This window comes from Stenotrophomonas sp. 57, from assembly GCF_030291075.1.
Lineage (GTDB): Bacteria > Pseudomonadota > Gammaproteobacteria > Xanthomonadales > Xanthomonadaceae > Stenotrophomonas.
This window is the reverse complement of sequence record NZ_CP127407.1, coordinates 2,086,149-2,101,911: the sequence shown is the minus strand read 5'-3', so window position 1 is coordinate 2,101,911 and position 15,763 is coordinate 2,086,149. Positions and strand designations below refer to the sequence as shown.

The following is a 15,763-nucleotide window of genomic DNA, read 5'->3' as shown; positions in this document are numbered from 1 at the left end:
CCATGAGCGCGGTATCCGACGACATCACTGCCGATTTCATCATCGAGGCACAGGAAATCCTGGACCGCCTGGGCGAACAGCTGGTGTCGCTGGAGCAGGCGCCGCAGGACAGCGAGCAGCTCAACGCGGTGTTCCGCGGCTACCACACGCTCAAGGGCGGCGCCGGCTTCCTAGGCGTCACCGCCATGGTCGAGCTGTGTCACGCCGCCGAAGAAGCACTGGGGATCGCGCGCGCCGGGCAGGCCGTGCTGCAGGCCCATCACTTCGACGCCGCCCAGCAATCGCTGGACTACCTGCAGTCAATGCTCGACGCGGTGTCGTCGGGCACCGAACCGGGCTACGCCCCGCCGGAGCTGATCGCCCAGTTCGACATGCACGGTGGCGGTACCGCAGCCCCGAGCGCCGCCGCACCGGCTGCCGCTGGCGGCGACCTGATCACCGAAGACGAATTCGAGGCCCTGCTCGACCAGCTGCACGGCGGCAACGCGCCGACTGCGGTCGCACCGGCGAAGAAGGCCGACGATGGATTGATCAGCGAAGACGAGTTCGAAGCCCTGCTCGACCAGCTGCATGGTGGCGCCGCGCCCGGCAGCAAGCCGGTCGCTGCCCCGCCGGCGCCTCGCCCAGCGGCCGCCGCTCCGGCAGCCAAGCCCGCCGCCAAACCGCTGGCCGAAGCCGAGCACACCGTGCGCGTGGATACCAAGCGCCTGGATGCGATCGTCAACCTGATCGGCGAACTGGTGCTGTCACGCAACCGCCTGAAGACCCTGCGCGCACGCCTGCGCGATGAGGAGCTGGACCGCGCTGTATCGACGCTGGACATTGCCACTGCCCGCCTGCAGTCGGCGGTGATGCGCACCCGCATGCAGCCGGTCGGCAAGGTGTTCTCGCGCTTTCCCAAGGTCGCCCGCGATGTCGCCCGCTCGCTCAAGAAGGAAGTGGACCTGGAGCTGATCGGCGCCGAGACCGAGCTGGACCGCAACCTGGTCGAAGCGCTGGCCGATCCGCTGGTGCACCTGGTCCGCAACGCCATCGACCACGGCGTGGAAATGCCCGAGCTGCGCGAGGCCCAGGGCAAGCCACGGATGGGCCACGTGCGCCTGTCCGCCCAGCAGGAAGGTGACTACGTCAGTATCGAGGTGCAGGACGATGGCGCCGGCATCGACCCGGAAAAGCTGCGCGCCAAGGCGCGCGAGAAGGGCCTGATCGACCCGGAAGCCGCCGCCCGCCTGAGCAGCGAGGAGTGCCTGCACCTGGTGTTCCTGCCCGGCTTCTCGACCAAGCAGCAGGTCACCGATATTTCCGGCCGTGGCGTCGGCATGGACGTGGTGCAGTCGCGCATCCGCGAACTGAGCGGCCAGATCCAGATCCAGTCGGAACTGGGTCGTGGCAGCCGCTTCCTGATCCGCGTGCCGCTGACCCTGGCGATCCTGCCGACCCTGCTGGTGCAGGCCGGCGAGGACGTCTATGCGCTGCCGCTGGCCCGCGTGATGGAGGTGCTGCACGCGCCCCGGACCTCGCTGGGATGGTTCGATGGCCGCGCCGTGCTTGATCGCCGCTCGCACACCCTGCCGCTGGTCGATCTGCGTCAGTGGCTGGATGTGACGCCGGCCGCCTCGACCCTGCTGACCATCGTGGTGCTGCAGGCCGGCGAAGCACGCTTCGGCCTGGTCGTGGACCAGGTGCGCGGACGCGAGGAAGTGGTCATCAAGCCCCTGCCGAAGGCTCTGCGCGGCCTGCGCGGTTATGCCGGTGCAACCTTGATCGGCGATGGTCGCATGGCGCTGATCCTGGACGTGGACGGGTTGAGATGACCCCCGTCGTGGTTGCGCCGGGCCATGCCCGGCGACGCGGAAAACTGTGAACTCCGTTGCACCAGATTCTCCCGGTGTCTCAAGTCCCATTCATACAAGCCGATACCGGAACCATGGATAGACTCAGCCTCATTGGACTCTTTCTCGCCCTGGCCTCGCTGGTCGGTGGCAGCATCCTCAAGGGCGCCGGCCTGGCGTCGCTGTGGTCGCCTGCGGCGTTTGTGATCGTCATCGTCGGTACCGTGGCCGCGATCCTGCTGCACACCTCGCCGGCCGTGTTCAAGCATGCGTTCAAGATCGTGCGCTGGGTCGTGCGCCCGCCGCACAGCGATCGCCGCGAACTGATCCAGCAGATCGTCGAGTGGAGCAACATCGCCCGCCGCCAGGGCCTGCTGGGCCTGGAATCGCAGGTGGAAGCGCAGCAGGACCCGTTCCTGCGCAAGGGCCTGCAGCTGCTGGTGGACGGCGTCGAACCCGAATCGATGCGGCACATGCTGGAAATCGAACTGGGCAGCCAGGAACACCAGGACCAGGCCGGCGCCAAGGTCTTCGAGGCGATGGGCATCTACGCGCCCACGCTGGGCATCATCGGCGCCGTGCTCGGCCTGATCGCGGTCATGAAGAACCTGGCCGACCCGAGCAAGCTGGGCCACGGCATCGCTGCCGCGTTCACCGCCACCATCTACGGCATCGCCTCGGCCAACCTGCTGTTCCTGCCGATCGCTGCAAAGCTCAAGAGTGTGATCTCGCACAACACCCGCGACCGCGAGATGGTCATCGAAGGCCTGATCTCGATCGCCCAGGGCGAGAACCCGCGCAACATCGAAACCAACCTCTCCGGCTTCCTGCACTGACATGGCCCGCCGCAAGCACCACGAAGAGCACGCCAACCACGAAGCATGGGCGATCCCCTATGCCGACCTGATGACGCTGCTGCTCGCCTTCTTCGTGGTCATGTACGCGATCTCCTCGGTCAACGAGGGCAAGTACCGGATCATGGCCGACGCACTCACCGATGCCTTCGGGGGTGCGCCGCGCACGATCAACCCGGTGCAGGTCGGCAACAAGCAGGTGCAGGGCGGCGGCTGGGACAGCCCCTCGGTGATCAAGTCCGGCACCAAGATCGGCCCGTCCGCGCCGGCGCCCTCGCACGACCCGACCCTGCTGCCGTCGATGGCCTCGCAGATGCGCATGCCCGTGTCGGTGCACAACCAGGAGCAGATCGCCCGCGCCGAGCGCCAGCTCAACAGCATCGCCGACCGCCTCACCGCCGCGCTGGCGCCGCTGATCGACCGCGGCATGATCAGCGTGCGCCGTACCGAGCTGTGGATCGAGGTCGAGATCAACAGCGACATCCTGTTCCCGACCGGCTCGGCCGCGCTGGACGTGCATGCACGTCAGACGCTGGCCAGCCTGGCCGAGGTGCTGCGAGACGTGCCCAACAGCGTGCGCGTGGAAGGCCACACCGACAACGTGCCGATCGCCACCGCCACCTTCCCCTCGAACTGGGAACTGTCGGCCGGGCGCGCGGCCAGCGTGGTCCACCTGTTCGCCGACCAGGGCGTGCAGCCGTCGCGGCTGGCGATGGTCGGCTACGGCCAGTTCCGCCCGCGCGAAGACAACGACAGTGCGCAGGGCCGCAACCGCAACCGCCGGGTGATGGTCATCATCCTGGCCGACACCTCGCATTCGGTGGATCCGCTCGGCCAGCGCCTGAACGCAGCCACCGGCGCCACCGACAGCACCGCAACCGAACAAGCCGCCGCAACTCCGGCCAGCGTCCCCACCTCCCCCATCGCACCGGTGAAGTTGCCACCGGTGCCGGCTGGCAGCCGTGTCGGCGCCGCCGTTCCCCCGGCAATGAAGGAGTAAACCGATGCGCATCTGGGCAGTCGCCAACCAGAAGGGCGGAGTCGGCAAGACCACCACCACCCTCGCCCTCGGCCGCGGCCTGGCCGCCCTCGGCCATCGCGTGCTGCTGATCGATCTCGATCCCCATGCCTCGCTCAGCCGCGCCTTCGGCGTACCGGTGGACCCGCCGCCGGCCGGCGTGCTGGAACTGTTCGGCGCCCCGCCAGCAGATCTCTCCAGCCTGTGCCATGCCAGCAGCATCCAAGGGCTGGACTATGTCTGCGCGCAGTCGGCGCTGGCCACGCTGGAGCGCCGCAGCGCCAACCAGCCCGGCCTCGGCCTGGCCCTGCAGAACGCCTTGGCGCGCCACCAGGGCCAGCACGACTACATCCTGCTCGACTGCGCACCGACGCTGGGCCTGCTGATGATCAATGCACTGGCTGCGGCCGACCGCCTGATCATCCCGACGCAGGCCGAGCCGCTGGCCTTGCATGGCCTGGATGGCATGGTACGCACCGGCGAGATGGTCGAGCGCTCGCGCCGCCGTCCCCTGCCGATCTCGATCCTGCCGACCCTGTTCGACCGCCGCACGCGTGCCGGCAACGAATCGCTGCGCACCATGCAGGACCGTCACGGCGCACGCGTGTGGGAAGACGCAATTCCGATCGACACCCGCATCAGTAATGCCGCCGGCCTGACCCTGCCGAGCGTGGGCGAAGACTACCCGGGCCGTGGCCTGGCCGCCTATCGCCGCGCCCTGAACTGGATCCTCGGCGAGGATGCCCGCGTCCTGGAGCAGGCCGCATGAACAGCACCGGCGTACTGGACGATTACCTGGACGAGTTGCTGGGCGAAGCGATTGTGGCACCCCCGCCTGCCACGCCGTCACCCGATAGCGCCGGCCCCTGCCCGGCGAGCGAGGTAGCACCCGAGCGTGAGCCGACCTGGGACGACCTGCCCGCCGAAGTCATCTACGAGACGGACGCGGTCGTCGCACAGCCCGCTGCAGACGACGCAGCCCTGGAGGCCGCCTTCAACGCCGCATCGACGCCCGTGACCGTGACCGCGGCCGTGACCGACACGGAACGCGAGCCCACCTGGGACGACCTGCCCGCCGAAGTGATCTACGAAACAGGAACCGTCGCCCCAGCCGAGGACCCGGCCGCGCTGGAGGCCGCTTTCCAAGCCGCCACCGCCGGTAGCGCCGGGCCGCGCCCAGCGAGCGAAGCGGCCGCCGAACGCGAGCCGACCTGGGATGACCTGCCCGACGAAGTGATCTACGAGACCGACCCGGCCGACAGCCATCAGCTCGCCCACATTGACAGCCCGGGCCTGCAGGCGGCATTTGAAGCCGCGGCCGGTGGCGAGGACGTACCGACGCCGCCTCCGGCAGTCATCACGCCCCCGGCGCCGCGCCCCGTACCGGCCCCCGCCGCACGCAGCGCGGTCGCGCCGCCCCCACGGGTGGCCGTGGATGCCCCTGCCGGCAACCGCCCCAGCAGCTGGCAGGAGCTGCAGGCCCAGGCCCACCAGCCCGCCAGCAGCCCACACCCCCAGAACCGCCGCGCCGGCGAGCGCACCTCACGCTGGCTGCGCCTGCGCTGCGGCACCCAGGCCTACGCACTGGAGCTGCTGAAAGTGCAGGAAGTGGTGTTGCCGGTGCCGCTGCTGCCGTTGCGCGGCACCGCACCAGCGATGCTCGGCATCATGAACCTGCGCGGCCAGGTGGTACCGGTGATGGACCTCGGCCTGCACCTCGGCGCCGCGGCAGCGGAGGACGACGCCCAGACCCGCATCGTGGTACTGGAAGAGGACGGCGAGACCATCGGCCTGCGCGTGTCGGCAGTGGAAGACGTCGCCAACCTCACCGATTCGCAGATCGAACCGCCGGATACCGCCCGCATCTGCCAGATTTCGAACGACCTGTTCCGCGGCGTGGCACGCGTCAGCCAGCGGCCGATGATCCTGCTCGACGCCACCCGGCTGCTGAGCTGACCCGACGCACCGCGTCGATTCCTCTAAAGAACCCCGCCGGGGTGCCGTTATGGATCACGGAACCGTTTGTCCGGAGCAACGATGAGCACTGTCGAACTGGGTGAGGATCTCGGCATCGAGAGCAGCACCGAGCTCAAGAACCGCCTCGCCCCGCTGGTGGCGCAGGCAGGCGAGCTGACCCTGGATGCAAGCCAGGTCGCCCGCATCCACACAGCCGCCGTGCAGGTGCTGTGTGCCTTCGTGCAGGCCCGCCGCGAGGCAGGCCTGGGCACCGGCTTCCACGGTTGCACCGCAACCTTCCGTGACGCCGCGCGCCTGCTGGGCGTCACCCAGGCCCTGGGCCTGGACGTAACCCATGACAACCTGAAATCTGTGGAGAACGCTGCATGAGCGCACGTATCTTGGTGGTGGACGATTCGGCGTCGATGCGCCAGATGGTTTCCTTCGCCCTCACCTCGGCCGGTTTTGCCGTCGAAGAAGCCGAAGACGGCGCGGTCGCGCTCGGTCGCGCCAAGGGCCAACGCTTCAATGCGGTGGTCACCGACGTCAACATGCCGAACATGGACGGCATCGCGCTGATCCGCGAACTGCGCCAGCTGCCGGACTACAAGTTCACCCCGCTGCTGATGCTGACCACCGAATCGGCCGCCGACAAGAAGTCCGAAGGCAAGGCCGCCGGCGCCACCGGCTGGCTGGTCAAGCCGTTCAATCCGGAACAGCTGGTCGCCACCGTGCAGAAAGTGCTGGGCTGATCGCCCGGCACCGCTCCCCCTCTTCGCTTCCGGACCACCACTGCCATGAGCATGGACCTGCAACGCTTCCACGCCACCTTCTTCGAGGAGAGCCGCGAAGGCCTCGACGCGATGGAGGCTGGCCTGCTGGCCCTGGAATCGGGGCAGCAGGACGCGGAGATCATCAATTCGGTATTCCGCGCCGCCCACTCGATCAAGGGCGGCGCCGGCACCTTCGGCTTCGATACGATCGCCGGCCTGACCCATGTGCTGGAAACGCTGCTCGATGAGCTGCGCGCCGGCAAGCGGGCGCTGGAAGGCCACGCCGTCGACGCCATGCTGTCCTCGGTGGACGTGCTGCGCGCCCTGCTGCGCGAAGCCGAGCACGGCCAGGCCGCAGACCCCGCCGCCGTCGCTGCTGTGAAGGCACGCCTGGAAGCCGTGCTTTCCGGACAGGCCGCGCCGAGCGCCCCGGCCGCTCCCGCAGCCAAGGTGGACGACACGCCGGAAGCCTGGCAGATCGGCTTCACCCCCGCGCCGTCGCTGTTCATGAGCGGCAACGACCCGCTGCGCATCATCCGCGAACTGGAACACCTCGGTTCGCTGCAGGTGGCCGCGCGCATGGAACGCCTACCCGGCTTTGCCCAGCTCGACCCGCTCGAGGCCCACCTGGCGTGGGACCTGGGTCTGGTCGGCAAAGTGCCGCGCAGCAAGATCGAAGACACCTTCGCCTGGGTGCTGGACGACTGCGAACTGGACATCCGTCCGGCCGCACCGCCGAGCCTGGCTACACAGGCGCCCGTTGCAACCGCCCCTTCCACACCGGCTGCCGTCGTACCGGCGGCGCCTGCTGCGCCCGCCACCGGCGGCGGCGCCAGCCAGGAAGCGGAAACCTCGATCCGCGTCAGCGTCGACAAGGTCGATGCGCTGATCAACCTGGTCGGTGAACTGGTCATCACCCAGGCCATGCTCAAGCAGGTCTCGCACGCGCTGGATCCGGTCCACGCCGAGAGCCTGTTCGCCGGCCTGGACCAGCTGGAACGCAACACCCGCGACCTGCAGGAAGCGGTGATCGGCGTGCGCATGCTGCCGGTCGATGCGGTGTTCCGCCGATTCCCGCGCCTGGTCCGCGACCTGTCCAGCCGCCTCGGCAAGCAGGTGCGCCTGCGCACCGTCGGCGAAGGCACCGAGCTGGACAAGGGCCTGATCGAGAAGATCGCCGATCCGCTGGTGCACCTGGTGCGCAACTCGATCGACCACGGCCTGGAAATGCCCGACGTGCGTCGCGGCGCGGGCAAGGACGAAACCGGTACGATCACCCTGGCCGCATCGCACCAGGGCGGGCACATCGTCATCGAAGTGAGCGACGACGGCCGCGGCCTGGATCGCGCCAAGATCCTGGCCAAGGCCACCGAGCGCGGCCTGGCCGTGCCGGACAACCCGACCGATTCGCAGGTCTGGGACCTGATTTTCCAGCCCGGCTTCTCCACCGCCGATGCGGTCACCGATCTGTCCGGGCGCGGCGTCGGCATGGACGTGGTCCGCCGCAACATCCAGGCGCTGGGTGGCGAGGTGCAGATCGAAAGCAGCCTCGGCGCCGGCACCCGCACGCTGATCCGCCTGCCACTCACCCTGGCCATCCTCGATGGCATGACCGTGGCCGTGGCCGGCGAAACCCTGATCCTGCCGCTGGCCTATGTTCTGGAAGCACTGCAGCCGCAGCCCGAGGACATCCGCAGCATGGCCGGCGAAGGCCGCGTGCTGCGCGTGCGCGGCGAGTATCTGCCGATCCTGTCGCTTAGCGAGTACTACGGCTATGGCAACCGCGCACCGGGCAGCGAATCGCTGGTGGTAGTGGTCGAAGGCGACGGCCAGAAGATCGCACTGGAAGTAGACGAGCTGGTCGGCCAGCAGCAGGTAGTGGTGAAGAACATCGAGAACAACTACCGCCGTATCGGTGGGGTGTCCGGTGCCACCATCCTCGGCGATGGCCGCGTGGCCCTGATCGTCGACATCGGCGGCCTGGTGCGCTCGCTGCGCGTGCCGCAGGCTGCCTGACCTGCCGCGCCGCGTTTTACCCGGAACCGCCGCCCGCAGGGGCGGCGGTTTTCGTTTGCGCGCGCTTCAATCGGGCTGACCACATTGTGTGACATTGGTCGTGCCGGCGGTCACACCTGAATCCCCCTGCGCGGGCCAGGGAAATTGCGCCGCAACGCTTTCCACATGGTCTTGCCGGGTTGGTGACTGTGACATTGATCTTAAAGTCCTCTGGTCTGACGCCGCTATCTGTCTGTGACGGCGGTCACTATCAAGACGCCCAGCCACGCCGTTACGCATTGCCCCTTCCCAGGCCGCCCGCGCGCGGCTCCACTGTCTCCTGGAGCATTTCATGAAGTGGTTCCACGATCTGCCCATCGCCCGCAAGCTGGCGCTGGGTTTCACTTTGACCACCCTGATGACGGTGGTCCTGGGCGTGTTCGCGCTGCTGCGCCTCTCCGAAGCCAATGCACAGCTGGGCTCGATGGCGACCAACGACATGCCCTCTCTCCAACACCTGGGCGAGGCGCGCTCGCTGCTGGGCGAGTTCCGCACTTACGAAATGGCCCTGCTGACGATGCTGGACCAGCCTGACCGGGTTGCCGACTACAACAAGCGCATGGATGACACCGCGCAGACAGTACGCGATGAGTTGGCGGCCTACGCCGTCATTCCTGCGGGTGACGCCGAGCGTGCGCTGTTCACGCCGGTGAAGGCCGACGTAGATGCCTATTTCGCTGCCAATGCCAGGCTGCGTGAAGCAGTGAACAGCGGCGACGCCGCGCTGGCCCAGCAGATTTCCGACGAGCAATCGCGGCCGGCACGGCGCAAGGCGTTCGATGACCTGAAGGCTCTGAGCGGATTCCTCAGCAAGCAGATGCAGGGCAAGATCGAGGGCGCCAACGCCACCCACCGCAACAGCGTCATCGCCGTAGTCAGCTGCGTGGTACTACTGTCCCTGCTCGCAGCCGCGCTGGCCATCGTCATCTCGCGCGCAGTCACCGGCCCGCTTGGCAAGGCGCTTACCGCCATCCAGGCCGTCGCTCGCGGCGATCTCAGCGTCAACACCCAAGCCACCAGCCAAGATGAAGCCGGTCGCATGCTCGCCGCAACCAGCGAGATGACCACCATGCTGCGCCGCTTCTCCGAGCAGACCCAGCTGATGGCGCAGATGCATGCCGGCCCGGACATCAGCCACCGCATTCCGGAAGATTTCCCGGGCGTCTATGGCCAGCTGGCCAACGGCATCAACACGGTGATCTTCGAACACCTCGATGCGATCGTCGATGCCATTGAAGTACTCAACCAGTATGCCATCGGCAATCTGACCCCGGATGCACGCCGCCTGCCCGGCAGCCGCGCGATCCTGCACGAATCCATGGACGCGGCCAAGGCCAGCCTGCTGGCGATCAATTCACAGATCCAGCACCTGGCCGCGGCGGCCGCCGCCGGTGACTTCAGCCAGCGCGGCGACGCACAGCGCTTCCAGCACGACTTCAAGCTGATGATCGAGCACCTCAACACCCTGATGCACGTGGCTGACGGCAACCTCGGCCAGCTCTCGCAGCTGCTGCAGTCGATCGCCACCGGCGACCTGACCGCGCGCATGGAAGGCCAGTTCAACGGCGTGTTCGCCCGCATGCGCGACGATGCCAACGCCACCGTCGCACAGCTGACCCAGATCGTCGGCCAGATCCAGGCCAGCGCCTCCAGCATCACCCTGGCCGCGGGCGAAATCGCCTCCGGCAACAGCGACCTGTCGCGCCGCACCGAGCAGCAGGCCGCCAACCTGGAAGAGACCGCTGCATCGATGGAAGAGCTGACGTCCACCGTGCGCCAGAACGCCGAACACGCTCGCCAGGCCAACCAGCTCGCCATCGGCGCGCATGGCGTGGCTTCGCAGGGCGGCGAAGTGGTCGGCCAGGTGGTGACCACCATGTCGGCCATCGAAGCCTCGTCGAAGAAGATTGCCGAAATCATCTCGGTCATCGATGGCATCGCCTTCCAGACCAACATCCTGGCGCTGAACGCTGCGGTGGAAGCCGCCCGCGCCGGTGAACAGGGCCGCGGCTTCGCGGTGGTTGCCAGCGAGGTGCGTACCCTCGCCCAGCGCTCGGCTGCCGCCGCCAAGGAGATCAAGGGCCTGATCGATGACTCGGTCGGCAAGGTGGCCGAAGGCTCCAGCCTGGTCCATCAGGCCGGCAGCACCATGGGCGAGATCGTCGCCTCGGTGCAGCGGGTGACCGACATCATGGCCGAGATCTCAGCCGCCTCGCAGGAACAGTCGGCCGGCATCGAGCAGGTCAACCAGACCGTGGTGCAGATGGACGAGACCACTCAGCAGAACGCCGCGCTGGTGGAGGAAGCCACGGCTGCCGCGCGTGCGATGGAAGACCAGGCCGTGCAGCTGGGCGAAGCCGTCGCGCGCTTCCGGTTGGCATCGCGGGGCGTCGCCGATGCGCCGGCACGGCTGGCACATGCGCCGCAGCCGCGCCAGGTCGCGGCCGCCCTGCCTGCCAGCAAGGCCGCGCCAGTCCGTCCGATGCGCGCATCGACCGCCCAGCCGGCGCTGGCTGCAGAAGGGGATTGGCAGGAGTTCTGAAGACACTGGGGCTAGAGATCTCTTCCTTGAAAGAGGGATCCGACCCCATGCACCAGGAGAGCCACAGGGTCAGGTCCCTTTCCCTCGGGAAAGGGATCGGACTCCTTATTCGTGGAAAGTGATGAAATTCTCACTTCATAATCCAGTGCAGAGGCCGATATCCCCATCGAGCCTCGCGCCAACGCGTGCTGGCGCCCGCCCCTGATCACAGATTCCATGTCCGACGGCCACGACACTGAACTGCACGATGTCCACGCGGCCGACGCCGCGGACGAACGCTTCCTGGTCCGCAACCCCCGCCAGCTGCGCCAGCTGCTGCGCTCGCTGATCGAGCAGCGATCACTGATCAATGCGCATATCGACGGCCGCGACCGTTCGTTCCCGACCGCCCTGCTTGATCTCGACGAGGACGAAGACTACCTGCTGCTCGACGGCAGCCCGCAGGAGGCATCGAACCGTGCCGCCGAGCAGGCCGACCACCTGCTCTGCTTCGCCCAGCTGGAACGTGTCCTCGTACGGTTCCGCCTGCACGCGCTGCAGCGGGTGGACAACGATGGCCACGTCGCCTTCCGCGCCCCGCTGCCGGACGAACTGGTGCACCTGCAGCGCCGCGAGCTGTACCGGCTCGAGACCCCGGTCACCGACTCGCCACAGCTGCTGCTGCCACCCGGCGAAGCCCGCGCCGAAGCACTGTCGATGCGGGTCGTGGACATCAGCGGCGGCGGTCTGGCCGTAGTGGTACCCAACGACTGCGCGGTGTTCAGCCTGCAGAAACGCTACCCGGCGCAGCTGTCGCTGCCCGATGGCCCCGATCTGGACATCGAACTGGTGGTCTGCAACCTGCTGCCGCAGCGCCAGCCCAACGGCATCGAGGTCAAGCGCGTGGGCATGCGCTTTGACAGCCTGCCGCGCGGTGGCGACAGCGCCATCCAGCGCTACATCTTCCGCATCGACCGCCAGCGCAAGGCGCGCCGTAACGGCGAGATGTAGTCACCTGGCAGCGCCGGCCGCTGGCCGCAATCCGGAAAGTGCCGTTGCCGGCCAGCGGCCGGCACTACCGATCGTCGGTAGATCCACGCCATGCGTGGAGGTCTCTTCCCCGGCACCTAAAGTCCCCCCACGCGGGGCCGATATCGAGCCTGACACCGGGACTTCCGGCAGAACCAGGACCCCTCGATGAACGACAAGACCAGCTCCGCCGCCAGCGCCGGTGGCGAATTCCTCAGCTTCACCCTCGGCGCCGAGCACTACGGCGTGGACATCCTCAAGGTGCAGGAAATCCGTGGCTACGACGCGGTCACCCGCGTGCCGGATGCCCCGGACTATATCAAGGGCGTGATCAACCTGCGCGGCACCATCGTGCCGGTCATCGACCTGCGCCTGAAGCTGCGCCTGGACAACGCCCGCTACGACGCCTTCACCGTGATGATCGTGCTGAACGTCGAAGACCGCGTGGTCGGCATCGTGGTCGACAGCGTCTCGGACGTGATCCCGCTCTCGGCCGAGCAGATCCGCCCAACCCCGGAATTCGGCGCCGCTGTCGATACCCGCTTCATCTCCGGCATCGGCACCCACGACGACCGCATGCTGATCCTGCTGGACATCGAGACCCTGCTCGACAGCGCCGACATGGGCCAGACCACCCTTGCCGAAGACGCTGCCGCCTGACGCAGCGGACCTGCTTCACGTTCTGGTCACAAGACCCTTCAGTTCCCCCCGGCAGTGCCGATAGGGGGACAGAAGCCGGTCGCGCAGGAGCGCGCAGAACCGGAACGACCATCACCATCCCCGGAGATATACCTCGATGAAGTCCCTGCTTGCGTTCGTTTCGGCCGCTGTCCTGGCCACCACCGCTTCGTCCGCTTTCGCCCAGTCGGCCGACATGATCCCGCCGGAACTGGCCCCGCGTTCGGTCGGCAAGGACGGCATGGTCTGCGGCAAGGTTGAAAAGGCCCGTTACGCAGAAGGTTCCGAAGGCCAGCCGACCTTCCTGTACATGGGCGGCGCCTTCCCGCGCCACACCTTCTCGGCCCGCATCGCCGGGGAGAACCGCGGCAAGTTCTCCTTCCCGCTGGAAACCCTGGAAGGCAAGACCGTCTGCGTGATCGGCAAGATCCAGCGCGACGCGTCGCGCGCCGAAATCGAAGTCAGCTCGCCGGCCGGACTGAAGCTGGCGAACATCAAGTAATCCGCTGTCCGTCGAACCACGCCGGCGCTTGAACCGGCGTGGTTTCTGCTGCAACCGGGCCCGATGCCCGGACGCGTCTGCCTTAGGAGATCGCAACGCCCATGCCGTGGATCAACAACCTGAAACTGATGCCGAAGCTGCTGTTGACCTTCGGCGTCCTCCTGCTGGTGATGCTGCTGCAGGGCATCGTCGCCTATCGCGGACTGCATTCGCTGAACAACGTCACCACCGAGCTGGCCGGTTCGCGCATGGAAAGCATCCGCATGGCCGGCGAGATGCGCGGCATGCTGGGCGAGTACCGCAACGCCGCCTACCAGCAGCTGATCCGTGCCAGCGACGACGTCAAGTCCGACGCACGCAAGCAGGCAGCTGACCTGCGCACCAGCATGGACACCTCGATCAAGGACTACCCGAAGCTGGTCGACAACGCGCAGCAGAGGAAGTTGTTCGACACCTTCGCCAAGGAATGGAAGGACGCCCTGGCCTCCTATGACAGCGTCACCGAGATGCTGGAACTGGACCTGCCGGACGACGCCATCGACACCTTCGTCGGCGAGACCCGCACCAAGCACCGCAAGGCCGCTTCGGCGCTGGAAGCGCTGATCGCAGAAGACAACCGCCTCGCCCGCGCCTCCCGCGAAGAGGCCGCATCCACCTATTCCGCCTCGGCCGTGCTGACCGTGATCGCCCTGCTGGGCGGCGCGGCGCTTGGCCTGGTGCTGGTCTGGCTGTTCGCCCGCGCCCTGGTCGGCAGCGTGCGTGGCGCCGTTTCGGTCGCCAACGACGTCGCTGGCGGCAAGCTTGATGGCCACATCGATGTCAGCCGCCAGGATGAAGTCGGTGAGCTGATGCAGGCCATGCAGCGCATGCAGCGCGACCTGCGCGAGCGCATCGAAACCGACCAGGCCGTCGCCCGCGAGAACCTGCGCATCCGTACCGCGCTGGATTACAGCTCGACCGGCGTGTACCTGACCGACACCAGCAACACCATCGTCTACAGCAACCGCGCCCTGCAGCAGACCCTGACCCAGTACCAGGACGAGGTGCGCCGCGACCTGCCGGACTTCGACGCCCAGGCCTCGCTGATCGGCAAGCCGGTCACCGTGCTGGAGCATCGCGGCGAGATGGACCAGACACTGCTGGGCAATCTGAAGGCGCACGGCGTTGCCCGTCGCCCGATGCAGTACGGCGACGCCCAGTTCGCCCAGGTCGTTTCGACCATCCGCAACGAGGACGGCGACACCGTCGGCTACGTGGTGGAATGGCGTGACCGCACCCAGGAAGCCCTGGTCGAAGCCGAAGTCGCCCGCGTCATCGCCCAGGCCGCCGCCGGCGACCTGTCCGGCCGCATCGACGCCAGCGACAAGGAAGGCTTCTTCCTGCAGCTGGCACAGCAGATCAACGGCCTGCTGGACGCCAACGCCGGCAGCATCGAACAGATCTCCGGCCTGCTTGCCGCACTGTCTCAGGGTGACCTGACCGTGCGCATGCACGGCGATTACCAGGGCGTGTTCGCCCGCATGCGCGACGACGCCAACGCTACCGCCGCGCAGCTGAGCGAAATCGTCACCCGCATCAAGCAGTCCAGCCGCGCGATCAGCTCGGCCGCGGGCGAAATCGCCTCCGGCAACAGCGACCTGTCGCGCCGTACCGAGCAGCAGGCCGCCAACCTGGAAGAAACCGCTGCATCGATGGAGGAGCTGACCTCCACCGTGCGCCAGAACGCCGAACACGCTCGCCAGGCCAACCAGCTCGCCATCGGCGCGCATGGCGTGGCTTCGCAGGGCGGCGAAGTGGTCGGCCAGGTGGTGACCACCATGTCGGCCATCGAAGCGTCGTCGAAGAAGATTGCCGAAATCATCTCGGTCATCGATGGCATCGCGTTCCAGACCAACATCCTGGCACTGAACGCCGCCGTGGAAGCCGCCCGCGCCGGTGAGCAGGGCCGTGGCTTCGCGGTGGTTGCCAGCGAAGTGCGCACCCTGGCCCAGCGCTCGGCGGCGGCCGCCAAGGAGATCAAGGGCCTGATCGACGACTCCGTCGGCAAGGTCAATGACGGCTCGGCACTGGTGCACAAGGCCGGCGCGACCATGGGCGAGATCGTCGCCTCGGTGCAGCGCGTGACCGACATCATGGCCGAAATCTCCGCCGCCTCGCAGGAACAGAGTGCCGGCATCGAGCAGGTCAACCAGACCGTGGTGCAGATGGACGAGACCACCCAGCAGAACGCCGCGCTGGTGGAAGAAGCCACCGCCGCCGCGCGCGCGATGGAAGAACAGGCCGGCCACCTCAGCGAGGCCGTGTCGATCTTCGTGGTCGACGAAGCCGATACCGTGGTTGCCGCGCCGCGCGCCGCTGCCCCGGCCCCGCGTGCTGCTGCACCGGCGGCACCGGCTCCGGCTGCTCCGGCTGCCCCGCCCGCCCGCCGCAGCGCGGGTGGTCGGCCGATGGCCACCGAACTGGCGGACGGAGACTGGCAGGAATTCTGATGCCTGCCTGACCTGACGCACGAGAACGCCCTGGCCCTGCGCTAGGGCGTTTTCGT

The 15,763-nt window shown here is 67.6% G+C and carries 12 protein-coding genes and 1 pseudogene; all 13 read left to right on the top strand.

Annotated elements, in window-relative coordinates; genetic code table 11:
• Nucleotides 1-2 precede the first annotated feature (2 nt).
• Nucleotides 3-1,814 (top strand): chemotaxis protein CheA, encoded by a 1,812-nt coding sequence (locus tag QP512_RS09635; protein WP_286071884.1) that lies wholly within the window; start codon nt 3-5, stop codon nt 1,812-1,814.
• A gap of 113 nt (nt 1,815-1,927) precedes the next feature.
• The gene (locus QP512_RS09630) at nt 1,928-2,668 is read left to right on the top strand and encodes a flagellar motor protein (RefSeq protein WP_005409527.1); all 741 of its coding nucleotides are present in this window, start codon (nt 1,928-1,930) and stop codon (nt 2,666-2,668) included.
• Between the two features lies 1 nt (nt 2,669).
• Nucleotides 2,670-3,515, top strand: a pseudogene (gene motD / locus QP512_RS09625) (flagellar motor protein MotD); the annotation flags it as partial.
• A gap of 175 nt (nt 3,516-3,690) precedes the next feature.
• Entirely contained in the window at nt 3,691-4,473 is a 783-nt protein-coding gene (locus QP512_RS09620; RefSeq protein ID WP_286071882.1) for a ParA family protein, read from the top strand.
• Complete coding sequence (locus QP512_RS09615; protein WP_286071881.1) at nt 4,470-5,660, top strand: chemotaxis protein CheW; 1,191 nt, start codon at nt 4,470-4,472, stop codon at nt 5,658-5,660. The genes QP512_RS09620 and QP512_RS09615 overlap by 4 nt, the downstream gene beginning before the upstream one ends.
• Nucleotides 5,661-5,741: 81 nt before the next feature.
• Nucleotides 5,742-6,050 (top strand): STAS domain-containing protein, encoded by a 309-nt coding sequence (locus QP512_RS09610; RefSeq protein WP_005409522.1) that lies wholly within the window; start codon nt 5,742-5,744, stop codon nt 6,048-6,050.
• A complete protein-coding gene (locus QP512_RS09605) occupies nt 6,047-6,412 on the top strand; it encodes a response regulator (protein ID WP_005409521.1) in 366 nt (121 codons plus the stop codon). Before QP512_RS09610 ends, QP512_RS09605 begins: the two co-directional genes overlap by 4 nt.
• 45 nt (nt 6,413-6,457) lie before the next feature.
• Complete coding sequence (locus QP512_RS09600) at nt 6,458-8,449, top strand: chemotaxis protein CheA (RefSeq protein ID WP_286071880.1); 1,992 nt, start codon at nt 6,458-6,460, stop codon at nt 8,447-8,449.
• A gap of 331 nt (nt 8,450-8,780) precedes the next feature.
• The gene (locus QP512_RS09595; protein WP_286071879.1) at nt 8,781-11,030 is read left to right on the top strand and encodes a methyl-accepting chemotaxis protein; all 2,250 of its coding nucleotides are present in this window, start codon (nt 8,781-8,783) and stop codon (nt 11,028-11,030) included.
• A 216-nt stretch (nt 11,031-11,246) separates the two neighbouring features.
• The gene (locus tag QP512_RS09590) at nt 11,247-12,020 is read left to right on the top strand and encodes a flagellar brake protein (protein ID WP_286071878.1); all 774 of its coding nucleotides are present in this window, start codon (nt 11,247-11,249) and stop codon (nt 12,018-12,020) included.
• 186 nt (nt 12,021-12,206) lie between these two features.
• Nucleotides 12,207-12,698, top strand: a complete 492-nt coding sequence (locus QP512_RS09585) for a chemotaxis protein CheW (RefSeq protein ID WP_099552079.1) — start codon at nt 12,207-12,209, stop codon at nt 12,696-12,698.
• Nucleotides 12,699-12,834: 136 nt separating this feature from the next.
• Complete coding sequence (locus QP512_RS09580) at nt 12,835-13,218, top strand: hypothetical protein (protein ID WP_006442858.1); 384 nt, start codon at nt 12,835-12,837, stop codon at nt 13,216-13,218.
• 101 nt (nt 13,219-13,319) lie between these two features.
• The gene (locus QP512_RS09575; protein ID WP_286071877.1) at nt 13,320-15,707 is read left to right on the top strand and encodes a methyl-accepting chemotaxis protein; all 2,388 of its coding nucleotides are present in this window, start codon (nt 13,320-13,322) and stop codon (nt 15,705-15,707) included.
• Nucleotides 15,708-15,763 lie beyond the last annotated feature (56 nt).

Bases quoted from the DNA above. Each gene is read 5' to 3' on its own strand.
- QP512_RS09635 (WP_286071884.1), top strand. From the start codon at position 3: ATGAGCGCGGTATCCGACGACATCACTGCCGATTTCATCATCGAGGCA.
- QP512_RS09630 (WP_005409527.1), top strand. From the start codon at position 1,928: ATGGATAGACTCAGCCTCATTGGACTCTTTCTCGCCCTGGCCTCGCTG.
- QP512_RS09620 (WP_286071882.1), top strand. From the start codon at position 3,691: ATGCGCATCTGGGCAGTCGCCAACCAGAAGGGCGGAGTCGGCAAGACC.
- QP512_RS09615 (WP_286071881.1), top strand. From the start codon at position 4,470: ATGAACAGCACCGGCGTACTGGACGATTACCTGGACGAGTTGCTGGGC.
- QP512_RS09610 (WP_005409522.1), top strand. From the start codon at position 5,742: ATGAGCACTGTCGAACTGGGTGAGGATCTCGGCATCGAGAGCAGCACC.
- QP512_RS09605 (WP_005409521.1), top strand. From the start codon at position 6,047: ATGAGCGCACGTATCTTGGTGGTGGACGATTCGGCGTCGATGCGCCAG.
- QP512_RS09600 (WP_286071880.1), top strand. From the start codon at position 6,458: ATGAGCATGGACCTGCAACGCTTCCACGCCACCTTCTTCGAGGAGAGC.
- QP512_RS09595 (WP_286071879.1), top strand. From the start codon at position 8,781: ATGAAGTGGTTCCACGATCTGCCCATCGCCCGCAAGCTGGCGCTGGGT.
- QP512_RS09590 (WP_286071878.1), top strand. From the start codon at position 11,247: ATGTCCGACGGCCACGACACTGAACTGCACGATGTCCACGCGGCCGAC.
- QP512_RS09585 (WP_099552079.1), top strand. From the start codon at position 12,207: ATGAACGACAAGACCAGCTCCGCCGCCAGCGCCGGTGGCGAATTCCTC.
- QP512_RS09580 (WP_006442858.1), top strand. From the start codon at position 12,835: ATGAAGTCCCTGCTTGCGTTCGTTTCGGCCGCTGTCCTGGCCACCACC.
- QP512_RS09575 (WP_286071877.1), top strand. From the start codon at position 13,320: ATGCCGTGGATCAACAACCTGAAACTGATGCCGAAGCTGCTGTTGACC.